Origin of the sequence: Nocardiopsis tropica, assembly GCF_042660575.1 — a bacterium.
Classification (GTDB): Bacteria; Actinomycetota; Actinomycetes; order Streptosporangiales; family Streptosporangiaceae; genus Nocardiopsis; species Nocardiopsis tropica.
This window is the reverse complement of the sequence record NZ_JBHSUF010000011.1, coordinates 270,873-291,442: the sequence shown is the minus strand read 5'-3', so window position 1 is coordinate 291,442 and position 20,570 is coordinate 270,873. Positions and strand designations below refer to the sequence as shown.

Annotated in this window: 18 protein-coding genes and 1 pseudogene; 5 read left to right on the top strand and 14 right to left on the bottom strand. The window is 74.8% G+C overall.

Annotation, left to right across the window (positions count from 1 at the left end):
- Both ACFQBR_RS19720 and ACFQBR_RS19715 read left to right on the top strand, forming a co-directional pair.
- Positions 1 to 200 (top strand): annotated as a pseudogene (locus ACFQBR_RS19720) (succinate--CoA ligase subunit alpha); the annotation flags it as partial.
- Positions 197 to 1,744: an aldehyde dehydrogenase family protein gene (locus ACFQBR_RS19715; RefSeq protein ID WP_344182994.1), complete on the top strand. Its 1,548-nt coding sequence runs from the start codon at positions 197 to 199 to the stop codon at positions 1,742 to 1,744. The pseudogene ACFQBR_RS19720 and the gene ACFQBR_RS19715, both read left to right, overlap by 4 nt.
- 217 nt (positions 1,745 to 1,961) lie before the next feature.
- Here the strand turns inward: ACFQBR_RS19715 and fdhD are convergent, their stop codons facing one another.
- The 5 genes from fdhD to ACFQBR_RS19690 all read right to left on the bottom strand — a co-directional run bounded on the left by fdhD (position 1,962) and on the right by ACFQBR_RS19690 (position 9,188).
- Entirely contained in the window at positions 1,962 to 2,843 is an 882-nt protein-coding gene (gene fdhD, locus ACFQBR_RS19710; RefSeq protein WP_267948002.1) for a formate dehydrogenase accessory sulfurtransferase FdhD, read from the bottom strand.
- Between the two features lie 95 nt (positions 2,844 to 2,938).
- Complete coding sequence (locus tag ACFQBR_RS19705; protein WP_344182996.1) at positions 2,939 to 3,913, bottom strand: 2Fe-2S iron-sulfur cluster-binding protein; 975 nt, start codon at positions 3,911 to 3,913, stop codon at positions 2,939 to 2,941.
- Positions 3,910 to 5,904 carry an NAD(P)H-dependent oxidoreductase subunit E gene (locus ACFQBR_RS19700; protein ID WP_344182998.1) on the bottom strand — a complete coding sequence of 665 codons (1,995 nt, stop codon included), beginning with the start codon at positions 5,902 to 5,904 and terminating at the stop codon, positions 3,910 to 3,912. Before ACFQBR_RS19700 ends, ACFQBR_RS19705 begins: the two co-directional genes overlap by 4 nt.
- Before the next feature lie 217 nt (positions 5,905 to 6,121).
- Positions 6,122 to 8,065: a molybdopterin oxidoreductase family protein gene (locus tag ACFQBR_RS19695; RefSeq protein ID WP_267948005.1), complete on the bottom strand. Its 1,944-nt coding sequence runs from the start codon at positions 8,063 to 8,065 to the stop codon at positions 6,122 to 6,124.
- A gap of 103 nt (positions 8,066 to 8,168) precedes the next feature.
- Complete coding sequence (locus ACFQBR_RS19690; protein WP_344183000.1) at positions 8,169 to 9,188, bottom strand: 2-dehydropantoate 2-reductase; 1,020 nt, start codon at positions 9,186 to 9,188, stop codon at positions 8,169 to 8,171.
- 205 nt (positions 9,189 to 9,393) lie between these two features.
- On the opposite strand from ACFQBR_RS19690, the gene ACFQBR_RS19685 reads away from it, so the two are divergent.
- Positions 9,394 to 10,497 carry a molybdopterin-binding protein gene (locus tag ACFQBR_RS19685; protein WP_267948007.1) on the top strand — a complete coding sequence of 368 codons (1,104 nt, stop codon included), beginning with the start codon at positions 9,394 to 9,396 and terminating at the stop codon, positions 10,495 to 10,497.
- A gap of 67 nt (positions 10,498 to 10,564) precedes the next feature.
- Positions 10,565 to 11,248, top strand: coding sequence for a GntR family transcriptional regulator (locus tag ACFQBR_RS19680; RefSeq protein WP_267948008.1), 684 nt, complete (start codon positions 10,565 to 10,567; stop codon positions 11,246 to 11,248).
- On the opposite strand, the gene ACFQBR_RS19675 is transcribed toward ACFQBR_RS19680, so the two are convergent.
- From ACFQBR_RS19675 to ACFQBR_RS19635, 9 genes are all read right to left on the bottom strand, one after another.
- Positions 11,175 to 11,771: a DUF2087 domain-containing protein gene (locus ACFQBR_RS19675; protein ID WP_344183004.1), complete on the bottom strand. Its 597-nt coding sequence runs from the start codon at positions 11,769 to 11,771 to the stop codon at positions 11,175 to 11,177. The two genes, ACFQBR_RS19680 and ACFQBR_RS19675, sit on opposite strands and share 74 nt — an antisense overlap.
- A gap of 69 nt (positions 11,772 to 11,840) precedes the next feature.
- The gene (locus tag ACFQBR_RS19670) at positions 11,841 to 12,659 is read right to left on the bottom strand and encodes an HAD family hydrolase (protein WP_267948010.1); all 819 of its coding nucleotides are present in this window, start codon (positions 12,657 to 12,659) and stop codon (positions 11,841 to 11,843) included.
- Entirely contained in the window at positions 12,659 to 13,645 is a 987-nt protein-coding gene (locus ACFQBR_RS19665; RefSeq protein ID WP_352987012.1) for an STM4011 family radical SAM protein, read from the bottom strand. The genes ACFQBR_RS19670 and ACFQBR_RS19665 overlap by 1 nt, the downstream gene beginning before the upstream one ends.
- 152 nt (positions 13,646 to 13,797) lie before the next feature.
- Complete coding sequence (locus ACFQBR_RS19660) at positions 13,798 to 15,150, bottom strand: STM4012 family radical SAM protein (protein WP_344183006.1); 1,353 nt, start codon at positions 15,148 to 15,150, stop codon at positions 13,798 to 13,800.
- On the bottom strand, positions 15,147 to 16,004 hold the full coding sequence (locus ACFQBR_RS19655; RefSeq protein WP_267948012.1) for an STM4013/SEN3800 family hydrolase: 858 nt from the start codon (positions 16,002 to 16,004) through the stop codon (positions 15,147 to 15,149). The genes ACFQBR_RS19660 and ACFQBR_RS19655 overlap by 4 nt, the downstream gene beginning before the upstream one ends.
- A 68-nt stretch (positions 16,005 to 16,072) precedes the next feature.
- Positions 16,073 to 17,200 carry an STM4014 family protein gene (locus ACFQBR_RS19650; RefSeq protein ID WP_267948013.1) on the bottom strand — a complete coding sequence of 376 codons (1,128 nt, stop codon included), beginning with the start codon at positions 17,198 to 17,200 and terminating at the stop codon, positions 16,073 to 16,075.
- Positions 17,197 to 18,273, bottom strand: coding sequence for an STM4015 family protein (locus ACFQBR_RS19645; protein ID WP_344183009.1), 1,077 nt, complete (start codon positions 18,271 to 18,273; stop codon positions 17,197 to 17,199). The genes ACFQBR_RS19650 and ACFQBR_RS19645 overlap by 4 nt, the downstream gene beginning before the upstream one ends.
- A gap of 75 nt (positions 18,274 to 18,348) precedes the next feature.
- Positions 18,349 to 19,341 carry an STM4015 family protein gene (locus tag ACFQBR_RS19640; protein WP_344183011.1) on the bottom strand — a complete coding sequence of 331 codons (993 nt, stop codon included), beginning with the start codon at positions 19,339 to 19,341 and terminating at the stop codon, positions 18,349 to 18,351.
- A gap of 40 nt (positions 19,342 to 19,381) precedes the next feature.
- Positions 19,382 to 19,906, bottom strand: coding sequence for a helix-turn-helix domain-containing protein (locus tag ACFQBR_RS19635; RefSeq protein ID WP_344183013.1), 525 nt, complete (start codon positions 19,904 to 19,906; stop codon positions 19,382 to 19,384).
- Between the two features lie 57 nt (positions 19,907 to 19,963).
- Between ACFQBR_RS19635 and ACFQBR_RS19630 the strand changes: the two genes are divergently transcribed.
- Positions 19,964 to 20,554, top strand: coding sequence for a class I SAM-dependent methyltransferase (locus tag ACFQBR_RS19630; RefSeq protein ID WP_344183015.1), 591 nt, complete (start codon positions 19,964 to 19,966; stop codon positions 20,552 to 20,554).
- Positions 20,555 to 20,570 lie beyond the last annotated feature (16 nt).

Below are 20,570 nucleotides of genomic sequence, written 5' to 3'. Positions count from 1 at the left end.
AGACGATGGGGCACGCGGGCGCGATCGTGTCGGGTTCGGCGGGCACGGCCGCGGCCAAGCAGGAGGCCCTGGAGGCCGCCGGCGTCAAGGTCGGCAAGACCCCCAGCGAAGCGGCCCGCCTCGTGCGCGCCGTCCTCGGCGGAACCCACGGCGGAGAGGAGGCGGGCGCCCTCTCCACGGCGGCGCCCACGGCCCCATGACGACGATGCCCAAGCCCGGCACCTCCTGGGCCGCACTGTACGCCCGCTGCCGTGAGGCCGCCCCGGAGGCCTTCGGCCCGGACCGCGTCCACAACCACTGGGGCGGGCGGTGGCGCCCCGACGGCGAGCCCCGGGCCTCCTACTCGCCCGTGGACGGTTCGCGGACCGCGGACCTGCCCATGCTGGACGGCGCCACCGCGGCCCTCGCCGTGGCCGGGGCCGCCGCCGGGCACCGCGCGTGGGCCGCACTCCCCCTCGCGGAGAGGCAGGCACGGGTGCGCGCCGCGGTCCGCGCCTGGGAACGGCACCGCGACACCCTCGCCCTCGCCCTCGTGTGGGAGATCGGCAAGCCCTGGCGGCTGGCCCGCCAGGACGTGGACCGGGCGATCTCCGGGGTGGAGTGGTACCTGGACGGCATCGGGCCCATGCTCGACGGCCGCCTCCCCCTGGACGGCCCCGTCAGCAACATCGCGAGCTGGAACTACCCGATGAGCGTGCTCGCGCACGCGATGTGCGTCCAGGCGCTCGCGGGCAACGGGGTGATCGCCAAGACGCCCACCGACGGCGGGCTGGTCTGCCTGACCCTCGCCGTGGCCCTCGCGGTCCGGGAGGGGCTGCCGTTCACCCTCGTCAGCGGGGGCGGGCGCGAGCTGTCCCCGGCGCTGGTGAAGGGGCCCGAGATCGGCTGCGTGTCCTTCGTCGGAGGCCGGGACGCCGGGGGCCGGGTGGCGGCCGACGTCGCCGACCTGGGGCGGCCGCACGTCCTGGAACAGGAAGGGCTGAACTGCTGGGGGGTGTGGGAGTTCAGCGACTGGGAGACCCTCTCCGGCCAGATCCGCAAGACCTTCGACTACGCCAAACAGCGCTGCACCGCCTACCCGCGGTTCGTCGTGCAGCGGTCCCGCTTCGACGCGTTCCTCGACGCCTACCTCACCGCGGTCCGCGGCGTCCGCTTCGGCCACCCGCTCGCCGTGGAGTCCCCCGACGACGACCTGCCGGAGCTGGACTTCGGCCCCCTCGTCAACGCGGCCAAGGCCAAGGAGCTCACCGACCGCGTCGCCGAGGCCGTCGCGGGCGGGGCCGTGCCCCTCTACCGCGGCGGACTGGACGACGCCCTCCTGCTCCCGGGCCAGAACACGGACGCCTACGTGGCGCCGGTGGCCATCCTGGAGCCGCCGCGCTCCTCACCGCTGTTCCACGCCGAGCCCTTCGGCCCGGTCGACTCGATCGTGCTGGTGGACACCGAGGCCGAACTCCTGGCCGGGATGAACGCCAGCAACGGGGCCCTGGTCGCCACGGTCTCCTGCGACGACCCCGACACCGCCTCGCGCCTGGCCGGGGGCGTGCGCGCCTTCAAGGTCGGCGTCAACCGGCCGCGCTCGCGCGGCGACCGCGACGAGCTGTTCGGCGGCTGGGGCGACTCCTGGCGGGGCGCCTTCGTCGGCGGGGATCTCCTCGTCCACGCGGTCACCCGGGGGCCCGCAGCCGAGCGCCTGCCCGGCAACTTCCCGCACTACACGCTGCGCCCCGAGGGGCGCGTCTGACCGGCGGGGGACCCGGGACGGGTCCGGCACGCCGGGACACGGCTCCCGGCGCACCGGGCCCGGCACGGCCGCTCCCGCGGCCGGCCGGAGGATCCGGACCGGTCGCGGGGGCACGGCCGGGGTGTCCGGGCGCCGCTCCGAGCGGCGGTGCGGACACGGGGCCGGGTGTCGGGGGCGGTCGGTGCAGGGGGCTGGAGCGCGCCGACCGCCCCCGCGTCTACTGACCCGAACTGCGGACGCCTCCCGTGGCCGCCGAGGGCGCGCTGAGCGCCTTCTTCAGGAGGATCCGATGCCTTCCGGCGTAGACGTTCATGGAGGTGCCCCTGAGGAACCCGGCGAGCGTGATGCCCGCCTCCTCGGCCAGGTCGACGGCCAGGGACGAGGGCGCGGAGACGGCCGCCATCATCGGGACGCCGGCCATCCAGGCCTTCTGCACCAGCTCGAAGGAGGCGCGGCCGGAGAGCATCAGCACCGTGCCCTCCAGCGGCAGCCGGCCGGAGCGCAGCGCCCAGCCGACCAGCTTGTCGACCGCGTTGTGGCGGCCCACGTCCTCGCGCAGGGCGAGGAGTTCGCCCTCCGCGGTGAACAGCCCGGCGGCGTGCAGCCCGCCCGTGCGGTCGAACACCCGCTGCGCCTCGCGCAGGCGGTCGGGCAGGGCCGTCAGGGTGTCCGCGCCGATCCGGGCCCCGTCCTCCGCGACCTGCCACCTGGCCTGGGTGCGGACGGCGTCCAGGCTCGCCTTGCCGCACAGGCCGCAGGAGGACGTGGTGTAGAAGTTGCGCTCCAGCGACGTGTCCGGGCGGGGGACGCCCGGGGCCAGGGACACGTCGAGCACGTTGTAGGTGTTGGAGCCGTCCTCGGTCGCGCCCGCGCAGTAGCGGATCGCGGTGATCTCCTCGGCCCGCGACACCACGCCCTCGCTCACGAGGAACCCGGCGGCCAGGTCGAAGTCGTCGCCGGGCGTGCGCATGGTGACGCTCAGCGGCTCACCGTCCAGCCTGATCTCCAGCGGCTCCTCCACGACGAACGTGTCCACGCGCTCGGTCGCGGACCCGTCCTTGATCCGGAGCACCTTCCCCCGGACAGTGACCCGTCCCATCTCCGCCCCACCGCCTTCCGGTGTCCTGCCGTCCCCGGTTCTACACGATCTGTCCGGGATTCTCATCCTCGTGGTTCCGCGCGGGGCGGAACGGTTCAGGCACCGCCGCCGCCGGCGCCACTGCCTTTCCCGTCGCCGCCGCGGCGCTGCACGTGCTGGAAGCCGAACCGTCCCTTGATGCACAGGTTCCCGTGGGTCACGGGGTTGTCGTGCGGGGACGTGACCTTCACGATCTCGTTGTCCTGCACGTGCAGCGTAACGTTGCAGCCGACCCCGCAGTACGTGCAGATCGTGGTGGTCTCGGTCTGCTTGTCCTCGTCCCAGGTCCCCGCCTGGCGCATGTCGAACTCGGTGCCGAAGGAGAGGGCCCCGGTGGGGCAGACCTCGATGCAGTTCCCGCAGTACACGCAGGCCGAGTCGGGCAGGGTGACGTCGTGCTCGGTGGAGATGCGGGCGTCGAACCCGCGCCCGGCCACCCCGATCGCGAAGGTGTTCTGCCACTGGTCCCCGCAGGCGTCGACGCACTTGTAGCACATGATGCACTTGGAGTAGTCGCGCACGTACAGGTCGTTGTCGATCTTCGCGGGCTGCTCGACCGTCGCCGCGACCGAGCCGTCGCCGGGCTCGTGCTCGCCGGAGCGCCGGGCGTCGCGCACGCCGAGCGCGGCGGCCTCGGCGCGCGGGCCGAACCTGTCGGGCTCCGCCTCGTAGCGCTCCATCCACTCGGCGACCTTCGGGGTGGTGGACAGGTCCACGGAGGAGCCGAGCAGCTCCAGGACCAGCTTGCGGCTGTGGCGCACCCGCTCGGAGTCGGTCGCCACGGACATGCCGGGCTCCAGCTTGCGCGAGCAGGCGGGGGCGAGCGTGCGCGCGCCCTCCACCTCCACCACGCACACGCGGCAGGCGTTCCTGGGCGTGAGGGTGTCGCCGTGGCAGAGGGTGGGGATCTCGGTGCCGCGCTCGGCGCACGCCTCCAGGACGGTGGTGCCCTCGGGCACGCGGACCTGCTCTCCGTCGATGGTCGCGTCGATCAGCCGCCTGGGCGGGGCCAGGAGTACGGGGACGGTCATCGGGCCTCCTCGGTTGCCGCCCGGTCGCCCGCGGCGGTGCTCTGCTGGATGTCGTCGGAGGCGGCCCGGTCGGGGCCGCCGAACAGGTCGAGCCGGTCGATCGCCGACTCCACGGCGTTCCAGGCCGTCTGCCCCAGTCCGCAGATCGAGGCGTCCTTCATCGCACGGCCGACCTCGCGGAGCAGGGGGACCTCGGCGGCCGCGTCTGCCCCCGCGCTGATCCGCAGCAGCGACTCCTCCTGGCGCACCGTGCCGACACGGCAGGGGACGCACTGGCCGCAGGACTCGTCGCGGAAGAAGGCCGCCACCCGGACCAGGGTCGCGACCAGGTCGGCGGTGTCGTCCAGGACCAGGACCACGCCCGAGCCCAGGGTCGTCCCGGCCGCGCGGGCGCCCTCGAAGGTCAGGGGGATGTCGAGTTCGTCGCCGCGGACGAACGCCCCGGCCGCCCCGCCGAGCAGGACCGCCTGGACGGTGCGGCCCTCCGGCAGGCCCCCGGCCGCCTCGATGAGGTCGCGCAGGGTGGCCCCGAACGGCAGCTCGTACAGCCCGGGGCGGCGCACGCCGCCGGACAGGCAGAACAGCTTGGGTCCCGTGGACCCGCCCGTGCCGACGGCCGCGTAGGCGGGGCCGCCCATCAGCATGATCGGCAGGACGTTGACCAGCGTCTCGACGTTGTTCACGGCGGTGGGCTTGCCGAACAGGCCCTTCTCCACGGGGAAGGGCGGCTTGGTGCGGGGCTCGCCCCGGTAGCCCTCGATGGAGCCGAAGATCGCGGTCTCCTCGCCGCAGATGTAGGCCCCGGCGCCCCGCCGGATCTCGATGTCGAAGGCGAACCCCGAGCCCAGGACGTCCGGCCCGAGGAGTCCGCGCTCCCGTGCGAGCGCGACGGCGTTCTCCAGGTGCCGCAGCGCGCGGGGGTACTCCCCCCGGATGTACAGGAACCCGAGCCGCGCCCCGACGGCGTAGCCGGCGATCGTCATCGCCTCGATGACGGAGAAGGGGTCGCCCTCCATCAGGACGCGGTCCTTGAAGGTGCCCGGCTCGCTCTCGTCGGCGTTGCACACCAGGTAGTGCGGGCCGTCCGGCTGCTGGGCGGTGGCCTGCCACTTGCGGCCGGTGGGGAAGGCGGCTCCGCCCCGGCCGACCAGGCCGGAGTCGGAGACCTCCCGGATCACGCCGGCCGGGCCGAGCCGCAGCGCCCGGCGCAGTGCCGCGTAGCCGCCGGCGGCGCGGTAGTCGTCCAGGCTGAGGGGGTCGACGGTACCGACGCGCCGGAGGAGCACGTGGTCGGGCGACCCGGCGTCGGGGACCGCCGCCGAGGGGGCGGGCTCCGGGGCGGCGCCGGGCAGGGGGTCGGCGCCGAAGGTGGTGGGGGAGGGGGCGCCGTGTCCGTTCGCGGAGACCGGTGCGGCGGAGCCGGGGGAGGCGTCCCCCGCCAGCGCGTCGAGGTCCCCGGGGGCGGCGGGCGCGGCGACGGCGTACCGTGCCGGGGCGCCGGCCTCGAGGGCCAGGGCGGCGGGCGCGCGTTCGCACATGCCGAGGCAGGGGCTCTCGTGCCAGGTGGTGTCGCCGTCGTGTCCGCCGGGCGGGCCGAGGCGTTCGGCGAGCCGGTCGCGCAGGCCGGACGATCCGGCCGCCGCGCAGGCGATGTCGGTGCACAGGTGCACGACCCGGCGGGGGCGCTTGCGCAGGGAGAACATCGCGTAGAAGGAGGCGACGGCGTAGGCCTCCGCCGGCGGGACGGTGAGCCGTCGGCAGATGTGGTCCAGGGCGGGCCTGCTGATCCAGCCCACCCGGTCGTTGACCGCGTGGAGGGCGGGCATGAGCAGGTCGCGTCTGTCCCGGGCGGTGTGGCCTCCCCGCGCGTAGCGCAGGTCGACGTCCTGGCGGGCGCCGCCGTCCCAACCGGATTCGGGGGGACCGAGCACGCTGTCGACGGCTTCGCGCTCGACGGCGGTGGGCGCCTCGTCCAGGAATCGCAGGTCCACGTCTGTGTCACCTCAATCTCGTGTAATCCAGATCACAGGATTTTGTATACAGAGGACAGTATGATGCTGGTTATCGGGTTGACAACCCCCGTACGCGCCAAGATCGCGTAAGGAGACCCGGCCCCCGGGGCGCGCGCCCGAACGCGTCGCCCAGGGAGGGGACCGCGCCGTCGCCGCAGGGGGCTGGGGCGACGGCGCGGTCCGCCGTCCGCGCACGTCAGGGCGCCGGCGCCGCACTGCCGGCGTGTTCCTCCACCCTCTCGATCCGCACCGCCGCGGCCTTGTACTCGGCCGTCCCCGCGATCGGGTCGGTGGCGTCGATGGTCAGCAGCTGGGTGTCCACCTGGTGGGGGAAGTGGAACGTCATGAACACCAACCCCTGCCGCATCGCCTCCGTGACGGAGACGGGGACGAGGACGGAGCCCCGGCGCGAGGTCACCCGCACCGTCTCGCCGTCGGCGACGCCGAGCTTGGCCGCGTCCTCGGGCGAGAGGTCCAGCAGCTCGCCCCGGCGCAGCGGCGACGAGAAGCCGCCGGTCTGCACCCCGGTGTTGTAGTCGTCCAGGCGCCGCCCCGTCGTCAGCCGGAACGGGAAGTCCTCGTCGAGCAGGTCGACCGGCGGGGAGTGGCCCACGATCCCGAACGGGGCGGGTTCGCCGCGCTCGGCGGGGTCCTCCGACCACAGGCGCGAGTGCAGGTAGCTCGGCTCCAGGGCGTCCTCGGAGTAGGAGGGCCACTGGATGCCGTGCAGCTCGGCCAGGCGCGCGTAGCTCATGCCCCGGTGCATGGGGGAGAGGGAGCGGACCTCGTTCCAGATCTCCTCGGCCGAGGGCCGGGACCAGTCGACGCCGAGGCGGGTCGCGAGGTCGCACATGATCTCGATGTCGTCGCGGGCGCCCTCCGGCGGGTCCAGGGCCTTGCGGACCAGCTGCACGCGGCGCTCGCTGTTGGTGAAGGTGCCGTCGGACTCGCACCAGGAGGCGCTCGCGGGGAGCACCACGTCGGCGAGCTCGGCGGTGCGGGTCAGGAAGATGTCCTGCACCACCAGGTGGTCCAGGCTGCGCAGGCGGCGGGTGGTCTTCTCGGTCTCGGGCTCGGACTGGACCGGGTTCTCGCCGATCACGTAGAGCGTCCTGAGCTCCCGCTCGTCCATCGCCTCGAACATCTGGGTCAGGGTCTTGCCCTTGGTGCCCTGGATCTCGCGGCCCCACGCGGCCTCGAAGGGCGCGCGCGCCTCCGGGTCCAGGATGTCCTGGAACCCGGCCAGCCGGTCGGGAATGGCGCCCATGTCGCCGCCGCCCTGCACGTTGTTCTGGCCGCGCAGCGGGTTGAGCCCCGAGCCGTGCCGTCCCACGTGCCCGGTCAGCAGGGCCAGGTTGATGAGCGAGCGGACGTTGTCGGTGGCGTTGTGGTGCTCGGTGATGCCGAGCGTCCAGCACATCTGGGCGCGCTCGGCCCGGGCGTAGGCGTGCGCCAGCTCGCGGATGGCCTCGGCGGGCACGCCGGTCTCGGCCTCGGCGGCGGCGAGCGTCCAGGGCTCGACCAGCGCGCGGTACTCGTCGAACCCGCTCGTGGCGCGCCGGACGAAGGTGTCGTTGGCCAGGCCCGCGTGCAGGATCTCGCGTCCGATCGCGTGCGCGAGCGGGATGTCGGTGCCCACGTTCAGCCCGAGCCAGCGGTCGGCCCACTCGGCGGTCGAGGTGCGCCGGGGGTCGACGACGAACAGGCGCGCGCCGTTGCGCACGCCCTTGAGCACGTGCTGGAAGAAGATGGGGTGGGCGAAGCGCGGGTTGCCCCCCCAGATCACGATGAGGTCGGTGTCCTCGACCTCGGCGTAGGAGGAGGTCCCCCCGCCCGAGCCGAAGGCCGCGGCCAGGCCGGCGACGCTGGGCGCGTGGCAGGTGCGGTTGCAGGAGTCGACGTTGTTGGTGCCGACGACGACGCGGGTGAACTTCTGCGCCATGAAGTTCATCTCGTTGGTCGCCCGCGCGCAGGAGAGCATGCCGAAGGAGTCGGGCCCGTGCTCGTCCACGCCGCGCCGGAACCCGGCGGCCGCGCGGTCGAGGGCCTCCTCCCAGGAGGCCGGGCGCAGTTCGCCGCCGTCGCGGACGAGGGGGCGGGTGAGTCGGTCGTAGGGAGCGGAGAAATCGTCGGATCGCATGTGGCCTCGCTTGGTGGTCGTGGCCGGATTCGCCTGGTCCGACGGCGCCCGTGGCGCCTGACGGGGATACTGCATACAGTATTTAGCGATCATGAGTCATGGGTCAAGACCGGGCGGCCGGTGCGGGTGCGGGGGGAGCCGGGGGTCCGGGGGTGTCGAGCATCCGGTCGTTGAGCAGCCCGGCCACGGCGTCCACCGCCCGGAGGGCCGGGGCGGGGGTGCCGGTCAGGTCGGCCAGCTCCACCACGGCGGACAGGATGACGTCCAGTTCCATGGGCCGCCCGCGCTCCAGGTCGTGCAGGGTCGAGGTGCGGTGGTCCCCGGCGCGCTCGGCCCCGGCCAGGCGGCGGTCGATGGAGACGGCGGGGTGCACGCCGAGCCGCGCCGCGACCTCCAGGGTCTCGGCCATCATGGTGCGCGCCATCTCCCGGGTCGATCGGTTCCGGCAGATCTGCGCCATGGTGGAGCGGGTCAGCGCGCTCAGCGGGTTGAAGACGATGTTGCCCATCAGCTTCACCCAGATGTCCTCGCGCAGGTCCTGCTCGATCGGGCACTTGAGGCCGCCCGCCTCCATCGCGGCCTGGAAGTCGCGGCAGCGCGCGGAGGAGGACCGGTCCGGCTCGCCGATGGAGAACCGGGTCCCCTCCATGTGCCGGATCACCCCCGGGCCCGCGAGCTCGGTGGCCGCGTAGACCACGCACCCGACCGCGCGCTCGACCGGGATCGTCCGGCTGACCGCTCCCCCCGGGTCCACGCTCTCGATGCGGTGTCCCGCGAGGGGGCCCTCGACCCCGTGGAAGTACCACCACGGGATGCCGTTCTGGGCGGCGACGACCATGGTGGAGGGGCCCATCAGGGGGCGCAGCATCGGGCCGCAGCCCGCGTAGTGCTGGGCCTTCAGGCCGAGGAGGACGGCGTCGACGGGGCCGACCTCGGACGGGTCGTCGGTGGCGTGCGGGTGCGCGGTGAAGTCGCCGCGCGCGCTGAGCACGCGGACGCCCCGCTCCCGCAGGGCCTCCAGGTGGGCGCCGCGGGCGATGAGGTGGACGTCGGCCCCGCCCCTGTGGAGTGCGGCGCCCGCGTAGGCGCCGATCGCTCCGGCGCCGAGTACGGCGATTCGCATGAGGACTCCCTTCCTTTCACATACTGTATACAGTATGCTCCGAGATATCGTTCTCCACATGTCGGTAGGGAGAGAAGGAATGCCCGACCAGGGTTCCCCGGAAACTTCTCCGTTTCTTCACGTCGGAGACCACCCGCGACCCCCGCTGCCCTGGACCGCGGCGCGGGAGCTGGCGCGGGTGACCGGTGCCGAGGGTGGCACGCCCATGGCCGAGGAGCCGCTCGCCGGCGCCCTCGGCGCCACCCTCGGCGCCGACCTCGTCGCGGCGGTCGACGTCCCCGCGCTCGACAGCGCCGCCATGGACGGGTACGCGGTGTCCGGGGAGGGCCCCTGGTCGGTCCTCGGGCGCTCGCTCGCGGGGCGGCGGTGCCCGGTCGTCCGGCTGGGGGGTGGTGAGGCCGTGGAGGTCGCCACCGGTGCCGTCCTGCCGGACGGCACCACGGCGGTCCTGCCGCGCGAGCTGGCGACGGAGTCCTCCGGCGCCGTGCGCGGCGGGATCGGCGAGGGGCGGCACATCCGCCGCCGGGGCGAGACCACGGCGGCGGGAACGCCGGTCGCCCGCCGGGGTAGCCCCGTCACCCCCGCCCTCCTGGGGCTCGCCGCGAGCCTGGGCCGCGACACCCTGCCCGTGGTCCGGCCCCTCGTGCGGGTCCTGGTCACGGGGGACGAGGTCGTGGTCGAGGGGGCGCCGCGCCCCGGGGCGGTGCGGGACGCGATCGGTCCCGTGCTGCCCGGGCTCGTCGCCTGGGCCGGGGGCGCCTGCGCCCCCGCGGTGCGGGTCCCCGACCGGGGCCGGGACCTGGCGCGGGCGCTCGGCGTCGCAGGGCCGGCCGAGGTCGTCGCGGTCTGCGGCTCCTCCTCGGCCGGTCCGGCCGACCACCTGCGCCCGGTCCTGGCCCGGCTGGGCGCCAGGGTCGTCGTCGACGGCGTCGCCTGCCGCCCCGGCCATCCGCAGCTGCTGGCCGTCCTGCCCTCCGGGACCGTGGTCGTGGGGCTGCCGGGGAACCCCGGCGCGGCCCTGGCCGCCGCCCTCACCCTGCTGGTTCCGGTGCTCAGCGGCCGTGCGGACCGGCGGGACCCCGCGCACGCCGGCCGGCGGATCGGGCTCATCGGCCCGACCGGCCCGCACCCGTCCGACACCCGTCTGGTGCCGGTGCGCGTGAGCCAGGACCTGGCGGTGGAGCTGCCCGTCTCGGGCTCCGCCGACCTGAGGGGCGCCGCCACGGCGGACGCCCTCGCCGTGGTCCCGCCCTCGCGCGTCCCGGGGCGCGTCCCCGGAAGGGTCGAGCTCGTGGAGGTTCCGACATGACCCACGCACGTCCTGCGTTTTGTACACTGTCTACAAAGACCGCGCACCAGGATTCCGGAGATTCCCTATGGCCTCGCAGGGGTTGAACACCGTCGCAGGACGGATCCAGCGTCCCGTACCGCTGCGCGAAGCCGTGTACGAGGCCATCCTGGACCTGATCACCACCCGGGCGCTCTCACCCGGCCACCACCTGGTCGAGACGGAGCTGGCCCAGACCCTGGGCGTCTCGCGCCAGCCCGTCCGCGAGGCGATGCAGCGGCTCAGCAACGAGGGGTGGGTGGACCTGCGCCCCGGCTACGGGGCGTTCGTGCACACGCCCACCGAGAGCGAGGCCGACCAGCTCCTGGCGGTCCGCGCGCTGCTGGAGACCGAGTCGGCCCGCCTGGCCGCCGCCAACGCCTCGCCCGAACAGGTCGGCCACCTGCGCGACCTGGTCGCCGCCGGGCGCGCGGCGACCGAGCTCGCCGACACCGACGCGGTGGTCCAGGCCAACGCCGACTTCCACCGCACCGTCACCGAGGCCTCGGGCAACCGGGTGCTCGCCGAACTGGCCGCCCAGGTGGACCGGCGGGTCCGCTGGTACTACGCCCCGGTCGCCCGCATCCGCGGCGCCGCCTCCTGGGACGAGCACGCCAGCCTCGTCGACGTCATCGAGGCGGGGGACGCCGACCAGGCCCTCAGGCTGATGAGCGAGCACACCGAGCGCACCCGGCGCACCTACCACGAGCGCGTGGACGGCGACGGCTCCTGAGCCCCCGCGGCGGGGTCGCGGCGGCTCGGTCCGCCGCGACCCGGTACGCGCTCCCGTCGGCCTCGCGCGTCAGGTACCCCTCCTCCGCCAGGTACCTGCGCATCGAGGACGGGTCGTCGAAGCAGGTGCGGATCGCCGTGTTCACCTGCTTCTCGGTGTAGACCACCCCGGGCGCGAAGAGCCGCCCCGCGATCCGCGCGAAGACCCCTCGGCGCAGCTCGCGCCGGACGGGCAGGGCGGTCAGCCGTCCCTGGTGGAACAGCGCGTCCACGGGGTCGCGCCCGGCGGGGGCGTTCTCCTCCAGGGCGGCCGCGAACACCCCGGGCACGCACACCACGCGCCCGCCCTCCTCCCTCACGAGGCCGGCGTCCGCCAACCGGCGCAGGTGCCGTACGGCCCCGGAGCCGCCCGCGCGGAGGTCCTCCGGGGCGGCGCCGCCGGCGCCCGCCGCGACCACGCGGGCGTAGAGCGCGAGCCGGTCGGGGTCGGCGAGGGACGAGACGATCTGGGCGGGGTGCGGCACGGGGCTCCTCCTGGAGTGGGTCGTCCGCACCCATGAGACCGGAGGGGACGGGCGCCCCGCCAGCGGTTTTCAGCGCCCGGCGAGCAGCCGCTCCACCACCCTGGCCACCCCGTCCTCGGTGCTCGCCGGGGCGACGCCCAGGCCCAGGGCGGGATCGAGCAGGTCCGGGTGCCCGTCGGCCATGGCGTAGCCCATACCGGCCCAGGACAGCGCGGCCAGGTCGTTGGGCATGTCGCCGAAGGCCGCGACCTCCTCTGCGGCCACCCCCCACCGCTCGCAGACCAGTGCCAGGGTGGTGCCCTTGTTGACCCCGGACGCGCTCAGCTCCAGCAGGCCGTGCCCGCCCGAGTAGGTGACCTCCACCAGCGATCCGACCGTCTCCACGGCCGCCTCGTGCAGGAGGTGGACCGGGGTGCCGCCGGAGCGCACCAGCAGCTTGGCGATCGGGGAGGTGCGCTCCAGGAGCTCCTCGGCGGAGTCCAGGACCCCGCTCACCCAGTCGCGGTGCGCCCACGGTTCGAGCAGGTAGCCGGGCTCGTGGAAGAAGCCGGTACCCGTCTCCACGCCGAAGCCGAGGTCGGGCAGCGCGCCGCGCAGCTTCTCGACCACGGTGCCCGCCGTCTCCGGGGACAGGGCGCGTACGAGGGGCTCCTCGTCGGGGAGGTGGGCGAGCGCGCCGTTGCCGCAGAGGACGGCGGCGGAGGTGAACTGGGAGGAGATGTGCCATGTCTCCCGGGGCGGGCGGGCCGTGGAGACGACCACCCTCACCCCCGCGTCGGCGGCCGCCGCCAGCGCTTGTCGGTTGCGGGCGGAGACGAGGCCTCCGGAGCCCAGGAGAGTGCCGTCGAGGTCGGTCGCGATGACCCGGGGAAAGACCATGTGTCGCATTATGTCTGTCTCCGGTGACGGTTTGAAGTGGCGCCGTCCGGGCCCGGTGCGGGCGGCGCCGCGGCCGGGAGGACCGCCGGGACGCGTTCCACGACACCGCCCCGGAAGACGTCGTAGAGGTCGAGGGTCTCCAGGTGCACGTAGCCGATGTGGCAGTCGCAGCTGGTCAGAGGGCAGGGGGACGGCCCGGGGTCCAGGGCGAACGACCCGTCGTAGAGGTTGCCCATCGGGGTGTCCACGAAGTGGCATCGGCGCACCCCGCCGTCGGCGTCCACGGACAGCACACTGTCACCCGTGCGGCAGGGCCGTCCGAGGCTCGGGTGGGGGTGCCGGCTGTAGTGGAAGTGCGGGTCCAGGGCCTGCCACTCCGCGGCCTCCCCGTCGGTGTAGGTCCGGCCCTCGGCGGCGTTGACCCACAGGTACACGTCACCGGGCAGGTCGGCCCGCATCCTCCGGGCCGCCTCCAGGTGGTCGGGCTCGCCGACCACGCCGACGCTGAACCGCACCCCCGCGGCGGCCAGCTCCCGGGCCTTGGCGAGGAAGCGCTCATGGGACACCTGGCCGGGGTGGTAGGTGGTCCACAGCGCGGTGGACGACAGGTCGCAGTCGGCCAGCCAGCCCAGTCGGCCGCTCAGGTTGGTCTGGATCGCCACCCTCTCCACGTGGGGCAGGCGGCTGAGCCGGACGATCGCGGTCCGGTACCAGGAGCGCACCAGCCCCTCGCCCCAGGGGGTGAACAGCACCGAGACCCGGGTTCCCGGGTTCTCGGCGGGGCGGTCGGCCACCCAGTCGGCGAACCGCTCCAGGGCGGACCGGTCCGCGCGCAGGGTCCCGGGGTCGTCGCGCCGCTTGGCGAAGGGGCAGTACGGGCAGTCGTAGTCGCAGCTGGCCAGCGGCCCCCGGTAGAGGAGGGTGAGGTGCGGGGGGAGCTCCGGCGCGGGGCGCGCCCGGTCGGGGGCGCCCGGGGCGCGGGGCGCGGGGGACAGGGCCCCGTGGATCCCCGGCCAGGGGAGCGGTGTCACCCGCGGGGGCGCGGCCGGGTCGGGGGGACGCTCCGACCCGGCCGCGGCGGGGCACGCGGCCGGGTCGGAGGCGCGGGCGGGGGGAGCCCCGTGGTCCGCGGCGGGTTCCACGGCGCTCACCGGGCCTCGTACTCGGCCATCAGCGCCGACACCCGGGCGGAGAAGGCCATCGGCCCGACGGCGTCGGAGTGCGCGAGGCCCTCCGGGCTCAGCCGCACCGTGCCCGGACCGCCGTCCGGTTCCAGCCACCCGCGCGCGCCGAGCGCGGCGAACAGCTCCGGGAAGTCCTCCGCGGGGTGGCCGCCGAACCGCTCCGCGTAGGCGGCGGCGTCCATGCCCTCGGCCCGCAGCAGAGACTGGACGAGGTGGCGGCGCCGGCGCTCCCCGTCGTCCAGCAGGAACCCCACCTCCGCGTGCGCGAAGTCCCCCGCGCCGCGTCCCACGTAGTCCGCGATGATCGACCGCACGTGGCCCACCCCCACCGCGTAGTCGAACGAGTAGTGGGCGGACGCCGTGTACGACCGCGCCCCGCACCCGAGCCCGACCATGCCGTCGGTCTGGCAGCAGTGGTCCGGCACGTCCGCGCCGGTGGCGGGCGCGTCCGCGCGCCGGAACATGCGCATGGACACCTGCTCGTAGCCGCGTTCCAGCAGGTGGTCGCGCCCCTGCCGGTACAGGCCCAGCCGGTGGTCGTCCCAGTCCCGGGCGCGGCGGCCCAGGCCGGTGAGAGGCCGCACGTACAGGGGGTAGAGGTAGACCTCCTCCGGGGCCCATTCCAGCGCCGTGTCCAGGGAGTACGCCCACGTGCGGGCGTCCTGCCGGTCGATCCCGTAGATGAGGTCGAGGTTGAGGTCGGCGGAGGTGTGCCCGCGCACGGCCGCCAGGGCCCGGTCCACCTCGGCGCGTTTTTGCGGACGCCCCGCGGCGTGGGCCTCGGAGTCGAGGAAGCTCTGCACGCCCATGCTGATCCGGGTCAGGCCGCGCGCCTGGAGCACGTCCAGCCGGTCGGGCGTGGCCGTGGCGGGGGAGGTCTCCACCGAGACCGGTGTCCGGGAGAGGTCCACCCCGAACGCGCGTTCGGTCAGGTCGTAGACCCGGACGAGTTCGTCCGCGGTCAGGTAGGTGGGCGTCCCCCCGCCCAGGGCGGCGCGCGCGAACCGGAACCCGTCGGGCAGCGCCGCGGCCACCTCCCCGGCCTGGCGCTCCATCGCGTCCAGGTATGCGGTGACCTGCTCGGCCGGGGGCGTGGACCGCGTGAACAGGTTGCAGAACCCGCAGCGCATCTCGCAGAACGGGATGTGCGCGTACAGGGACAGCGCGCTCACGTCCTCGTCCCGCCACAGGTCGGCCAGCGGCGGGCGGTCCGCGAAGGGCCGGTAGGCGCTCTTGTGCGGATAGGCGTACACGTACGACCGGTACGGGGAGTCCTCGCGCACGGGTTCCGGGCGCGGCACGGGGGTGACGGTCACGGGGTCGCCTCCTCGGCGTGGACGGGTGCGGTGCGTCCCCGGGGCAGGAACGCGTGGGTGTAGGGGACCGTCCACACGGTCTCGTGGCCGATCCGGTGGCCGGTGTACCCGTCCTCGCCGTAGGCGGTGCCGTGGTCGGAGCACACGATCGCGAAGCACGGGCGGCGGGCGGACATCGCGGCGAGGAGGGGCGGCAGGTGCCGGTCGACGTACTCCAGGGCGGCCGCGTGGCTCTCCGGGGTGTCGCCGTCCCCGGGGGAGGCCCCCGGCAGGTGGAACCAGTTGGGCTGGTGCAGTGCGGACGCGTTGAGCAGCAGGAAGAGGGGCCGGTCGGCCGGGCGCTCCCCGGCGATCCGCACGGCCCGCGCCACCTGGTTCTCGAAGGAGCGGGGGTCGGCCACGCCGAACGACTCCTCCCAGTGGCTCTCGGCGAACATGTCCGGGATCACCGACCCCACCGCCGACCGCCGGTTGAAGAACCCCGTCCCCCCGACACAGGCGGTGTGGTATCCCGCTTCGGCGAGGCCGGAGGCCAGGTCGGGGGTGTCGAAGGTCCAGGTGTGCGGCGCGGTGGACACGCTTCCCGGGAAGGCGGCGGCGAACAGGCGCGGATGGGGGCCGGGCGCGGCCGGGGTGGGCAGGAACCCGGCGAGCATCGCCAGGTGGGAGGCGTACGTGAAGCTCCCCGGGGCGTGCCTGCGCTCCCACCCCCCGTCCGGCAGCAGGCGGGCGAGGTGGGGGGTGCGGCCCGCCCGCGCGAGTTCGTCGGCCACGTCGAAGCGCAGCGTGTCCAGGGTGAGCAGCAGGATGTCGTGCGTGCCCACCACGGCGTTCATGTCGGGTTCGGTGCTCATCGTTCTTCTTCGGGAGGAGGTGTGCGCGCAGGCCCGGCGTGCGGGTCCGGCTCTTCGGGGGCGGTCCCTCAGGGGGCGGGGACGGGAGGGGCGGGCGCGCCGGTCGGGAAGCGGCCGGCGGCCAGGGCGTGCAGCTGCTCCGCGTAGGTGTCGCGGCCCTCGTGCAGCACCCCGGGGAGGAGGTCGCCGAAGGCGTTGACCTCGCAGACCGTGAACCGCCGCCAGCCGGGCGAGGGCATCAGGTCCACCCCCGCGTGCAGGGTGCGGGGGAAGCACGCGGCGGCGGCCTCGGCGGTGGCCGTCGCCTCGGCCCAGGCACGGGGGCCGACCGACTCCCGCAGGGCGTCGATGTCGCCCCGCGCGTTGCCCAGGTGCAGGTTGGTCATGGGGGAGGACGACGTGCGCGCCACGACGTGGGTGGCTCGCCCCGCGACCACCACCACCCGGAGGTCGAGGACGCGGCCGTCGAAACCGGCCTTGGGCACCCACCGCTCGACGTGCAGCCCCTCGGGGGCCAGGGCGTCCACGACCGCCGCGATGTTGGGTTCCGACGTGTAGGTGCGCGGGCGCAGGCTGTTGAAGAGGCGCACGGACCCGTCCCCGCCGCGCACGAGGTCGGCGGTGGTCACCGCCCGGACCCGGCTGTCGGACGCGACGGCCAGCGCGACCACCCCGGAGGCGGAGGAGCCGTGCGCGGGCTTGACGAACACCCGTGTCCAGCCGTGGTCGGCCATCGCGGCGCGCAGCGACGCGTAGCCCGTGACCGGGCCGGGCAGCGCGGGGGCGACCGGGACCCCCGCGCGGGCCAGGCGGGTGTGGCAGCGCCGCTTGTCGCACATGTCCACCAGGTCCTGCGGATCCTGGAGCAGGCGTGCGCCCGGGGCGGCGGCCACCGCCTCCGAGAGCCGGTCCAGGGCGGCCCGGAACCCGGCGTGGTGGTCGGCGGTGCCCTCGGCGCGGTACGGGTCCGGGGCGCGGTCCCAGCCGCGCAGCAGGCGCTCGGTCTCCACGTCGCCGCCGGGGGAGTCCACCCGGACCAGTCCGCCGTCGGGCAGGCGGACCGGCCCGGCGGCCAGCTCCCGCCACGGCACGACCGAGGGCGGGGCCAGACCCGCGGACCGGGCCGCCGCGAGGAACAGGTCCAGGCGGCGGTTGCCGGGGACCCCCACCACGACCAGGGGCCGCTCCCGGGTCACTCGGAGACCGCCGAGTAGCGGTGGACGTGCGTCTCTCCGCCGTACTCGTCGACGTCGGGCTCCCGGGGGTCGGACACGTCGACCTCCACCCCGGCCCCGGCGAACTCCGCGCGGACGCGTGCGGCCGTCTCCTCGGACATGTAGTGGTGGTGCAGGTCCAACCGCTTCAGGCCGCGGAAGGCCGGCGCCCCGAGGAGCGCCCGGGCGCCCTCGTCGGTGAGGGTGCCCAGGGAGAGGTCGAGCGTGTCCAGCGAGGAGAGTACGGGCGCCCCGGCCAGCGCGGGGATCCAGTCGTCCAGTTCCTCGGCGTTGCGCAGTCCCAGGTGGCGCAGGCGAGGGAAGGCCTCGCCGGAGAGGACGGGGGCCAGGTCCTCCGGGGTGCTCTCACCGCCGTACTCCTTGGAGCCCGGCCACAGCTCCAGGCGCTCCAGGCCGGGCAGCGGGGACGCGCACACGTCCCGCACGACCTCGGGCCGGAGCGCCCCGCTCTGCACGGTGAGGCTGCGCAGCGCGCGGTGCTCCCCGAGCGCCAGCCCCAGGCCGGCGCTGCCGCCGCGGACGGTGAACTCGGCCAGGTCCGGGAACGCGGCGAGGAGCGGGGCGAGGTCGCCGTGCTCGATCCAGGAGATCTCGTTCTCCTGCTGGCGGATCTCACCGAAGAACAGGGACCGCAGGGCGGTCAGCTTCGGCGCGATGTCGAGCAGCCGGTCGCGGACCTCGTCCGGGGGCATCGCCTCGTAGTCGCCCCCCATGTACCCGACGATCAGGGCGGTCACCTCCGCGGGCGCGACGATCTCCGCGAACCGGCCGAGGTACTGGCCCAGGGTGTCGATCGGGCCGTTGGAGCCCGTGCCGTAGGAGGGGGTCTCCATCCGCAGCCGCCAGGCCGCCGAACCCGGGTCGGCGATGGCCTCGAAGAGCCGTTCGTAGTTCTTCGGGTGCTCGGTGTGCGGCTCGCGGCGGTTGCGGGCCCAGTACATGGCGAGCCCGAAGTCGTCCCTGAGGGCGTCCCACCCCGTGAACTCGACCACGGGGAGGCCGGCGAACTCCGTCAGGTGGCTGCGGTTCGGCAATGGTTTCTCCTGCCTGGGATTGCGGACGCCCCTATGTCTAACAGCCTGGTGCGACACCGCCGACGGCGCCTCCGCTCACTCGGAGACCGCCGTGTAGTAGTGGAACTCCCCGTCGTGGGCACGCGGGCTCTGGACATCGGACAGGTCGACCTCCACGCCGGGGAGCGCGGCGCGGAGGCGTTCGGCCGTCCCCCCGGACACGTAGTGGTGGTGCAGGTCGAGCCTCCGCAGGTGCCGGAAGGCGTCGGCGGCGCCGATCAGGGCCTCGGCGCCGGTGTCGGTGAGGGTGCCCAGGGACAGGTCGAGGACGTCCAGGGAGGCGGTCACGGGCGCCCCCGCCAGGACGGCGATCCAGTCGTCGATCCCCTCGGCGTTGCGCAGGCCCAGGTAGCGCAGGGCGGGGAAGGCTCCGCCGGAGAGGACGGGCGCCAGGTCCTGCGGCGTGGTGTCGCACCCGTACGTGTCCACCCCCAGCCACAGCTCCAGGTTCTCCAGGGCGGGCAGGCCGGAGGAGGCGATCCCCCGGCACACCCGCCCGGGCAGGCCGCCGCTCTGGACCGTGAGGGTCCGCAGGCCGGTGTGCTCGGGGAGGTGGAGGTCGAGCCTGCCGCCGCCCACGGAGGTCTCGCCGGTCCCGCGCACGGCCAGCTCCTCCAGCGCGGGGAAGGCCGCGGCCAGGGGGGAGAGGTCGCTCTGCTCGATCCAGGAGATCTCGTTCTCCTCGTAGACGATGTCCCCGAAGAACAGCGCCCGGAGCGACGGGAAGGCCTCCGCGTGGGCGATGAGCAGGTCGCGCGGGACCGTCGACGGCGATTCGGGGCCGTCCCCCCAGGTCCCGATGACGAGCGCCCCCACCCGGGCCGTGTCCACGTCCGCCAGGAAGCGGGCGAAGTACGCGGGGAAGGCCTCCGCCGCCTCGTACGGGTCGGCCCGCAGCCGCCACGCCACCGAACCCGGGTCGGCGAGCGCCGCGGCCAGTTCGCCGGGGGCCGGCTCCTTCGCCTCCGTCGCGGGGAACTCGACCACGGGGAGGTCGGCGTACTCGGTGAGGTGGGTGCTGTTCGGCATCGTCTGCTCCAGGGGCCGGTCCGGGGTTTCGGCACCCGTTCTAGCAGTCCGGGACGACATGCCGCCCGGACCGCGTCCCGGTCCCGGGGCACGGTGTGCCCGCCGGGGGGCGGAGGGCGTCCGGGAGCCTCTCCCGGGGGGTGCGGCCGCGGCCGTGGAGGGCGGGACACGTCGACGACGCCTCCAGCATCTCCCGCATCCGCGGGCACTCCAGAAAGTCCTCGGCGCCGCAGGACACGACGTGCGCCACCATCTCGCGGGCGGCCCGCAGCCGCTCCAGGCGCTCGTCCAGCAGGGCCAGATGCTCGGCCAGCCGGGCCCGGCGCGACCCGCCGTCCGGGGCGGAGACCACCCCGCGGATCTGGGCGAGGGTCAGCCCCGCCTCCTGGGCCTGCAGGACCAGCGCCACCTGGACGCGCTGTTCCGGCGCGTACCGGCGCCGGTCGCCGGAGCGGCGGGCCGGCTCCAGCACCCCCTCCGCCTCCCAGTGCCGCAGGACGTGGGCGGCCAGGCCGAACTCTCCGGCCAGTTCCCCGATGGACAGCTCCGACGCACTTGACTTCATGTGGACATTAACTTCCAGACTGGAGGTCCGGTCAAGGGTGGGAACGGGGAGGGTGTCATGGACGAGCGGACCGAGCGCGTGCGCGGTGACTGGAACCGGATGTCGGGGCGGTACGAACAGGGGGCGCGCCTCCAGGAGGCCGTGCTCGGGGGCGTCCGCGCGAGGCTGTGCGCCCCGGCCGCGGGCAGGGTCCTGGAGGTCGCGGTGGGCACGGGCCGGAACCTGGCCCACTACCCAGCCGGAGCGGAGGTCACCGGCGTGGACCTGAGCCCCGCCATGCTGGAGCACGCGCGGGCCCGCGCCTCGGCCCTGGGCGTGGACGCCGTGCTCCGGGAGGGCGACGCCCAGGAGCTCTCCTTCGCGGACGGGGAGTTCGACACCGTCGTGTGCGCGCTCGCCCTGTGCACGATCCCCGACCAGCGCCGGGCCCTGGACGAGATGCACCGGGTGCTCCGGCCCGGCGGGCGCCTGCTGCTGGTCGACCACGTCGACTACACGCGCTGGCCCTTCCGCCTCCGGGAGGCGCGCAAGGAGCACCCGCGGCGGCTCCCGAGGACGGTCGCCGCGGAGGCGGGCTTCACGGTGGACTCCCACGACCGGGTCGCCCTGGGGTTCGTCGAGCTCGTCGCCGCCCACCGGGGGCCCTGACGGGGCGGCGCGGGCC

Excerpts from the sequence above, each read along its gene's own strand:
- ACFQBR_RS19715 (WP_344182994.1), top strand. The coding sequence starts at position 197 with ATGACGACGATGCCCAAGCCCGGCACCTCCTGGGCCGCACTGTACGCC.
- fdhD (WP_267948002.1), bottom strand. The coding sequence starts at position 2,843 with ATGGGACGGGTCACTGTCCGGGGGAAGGTGCTCCGGATCAAGGACGGG.
- ACFQBR_RS19705 (WP_344182996.1), bottom strand. The coding sequence starts at position 3,913 with ATGACCGTCCCCGTACTCCTGGCCCCGCCCAGGCGGCTGATCGACGCG.
- ACFQBR_RS19695 (WP_267948005.1), bottom strand. The coding sequence starts at position 8,065 with ATGCGATCCGACGATTTCTCCGCTCCCTACGACCGACTCACCCGCCCC.
- ACFQBR_RS19690 (WP_344183000.1), bottom strand. The coding sequence starts at position 9,188 with ATGCGAATCGCCGTACTCGGCGCCGGAGCGATCGGCGCCTACGCGGGC.
- ACFQBR_RS19685 (WP_267948007.1), top strand. The coding sequence starts at position 9,394 with ATGGCCGAGGAGCCGCTCGCCGGCGCCCTCGGCGCCACCCTCGGCGCC.
- ACFQBR_RS19680 (WP_267948008.1), top strand. The coding sequence starts at position 10,565 with ATGGCCTCGCAGGGGTTGAACACCGTCGCAGGACGGATCCAGCGTCCC.
- ACFQBR_RS19670 (WP_267948010.1), bottom strand. The coding sequence starts at position 12,659 with ATGCGACACATGGTCTTTCCCCGGGTCATCGCGACCGACCTCGACGGC.
- ACFQBR_RS19655 (WP_267948012.1), bottom strand. The coding sequence starts at position 16,004 with ATGAGCACCGAACCCGACATGAACGCCGTGGTGGGCACGCACGACATC.
- ACFQBR_RS19640 (WP_344183011.1), bottom strand. The coding sequence starts at position 19,341 with ATGCCGAACAGCACCCACCTCACCGAGTACGCCGACCTCCCCGTGGTC.
- ACFQBR_RS19635 (WP_344183013.1), bottom strand. The coding sequence starts at position 19,906 with ATGAAGTCAAGTGCGTCGGAGCTGTCCATCGGGGAACTGGCCGGAGAG.
- ACFQBR_RS19630 (WP_344183015.1), top strand. The coding sequence starts at position 19,964 with ATGGACGAGCGGACCGAGCGCGTGCGCGGTGACTGGAACCGGATGTCG.